General features: G+C 52.1%; 1 protein-coding gene. It reads right to left on the bottom strand.

Annotation, left to right across the window (positions count from 1 at the left end):
- On the bottom strand, positions 1-894 hold an 894-nt coding region (locus tag RSSM_RS16025; RefSeq protein WP_008680811.1), incomplete at its 3' end, for an ISAs1 family transposase.
- Between the last annotated feature and the right edge of the window lie 60 nt (positions 895-954).

The raw sequence follows: 954 nt of genomic DNA, 5'->3' as shown, positions 1-954 counted from the left end.
ACGAACCGCACCGGCGAAGTCTTCACCAGGCAGCATCTTACTCACGATGTAGTATCGAACTGCAATCTCATCGCCTTTGCGACGCTGAGTGTTGTTGATCGACATTCCGATGGCCTGTAGCCCCTTCCATCGTGAACCGTCTGGCAGGTCCTCAGGAAGCTCACACAAGTAATAGCTTCGTTCGTCGATTCGACCATGAGCAGACTCTTTCGTGTGATGCTCTACAACATGCACTCTTGCAAAGTCATCTTCCAGGTGGGAAAGGAAGAACGCCTTGATCCCCTCGTGAAGCGTCGGCTGATTTCCTTTGACGGCCAAACAGTAGTCCGCTCCTTCGTCGATGATCTTGGCAGCGATTTCGGTTTGGCATCCCATAGCATCGATTGTGACCAAACCACCGGAAACCTCGATGATCTCAAGCAATTTTGGGATCGCCGTGATTTCGTTGCTCTTCTGGTCGACGATGGTCTGCCCAAGACTGAGGTGGTTGGCCGTTGCCCAAGCACTCACCATATGAATGGCGGCTTTCCCACTTGCGTGGTCATAGCTTCGGCGAAGCGTCTTGCCATCGATGGCGATGACTTGTCCGTTGGTAATCTTGTGCAGTTCGGTAAGCCACGCCAACAGAATCGGTTCAAATTCTTCTGGCTTGATTGCGTTGAGGATCGCGTTGAAACGATCGTGAGATGGAACGCCATGAGTCATATCCAGAAACTTGGCAAACCAGTCCTTCTTCGTGTTGGCGAATCGTGCGATTGCAACAAAGTCATCCGCTCCTGCCACAACTCCACAAATCATCATGAACAGTATGTTGACCAGCGGATAAACGGGTTCTCCTGGACGAGGGTCGGTTACGTTGCCAAGCTGATCAATGAGTGAAGTGGAGCGTTCCATCGAGACATACCAAAGTGAGTGCACCCGGCTGGCTGCGGAGGATCAACAGCCCAAACACGG

The organism is Aporhodopirellula sallentina SM41 (assembly GCF_000346505.1).
GTDB lineage: Bacteria > Planctomycetota > Planctomycetia > Pirellulales > Pirellulaceae > Rhodopirellula > Rhodopirellula sallentina.
This window is presented reverse-complemented; position numbering and strand designations above follow the sequence as displayed.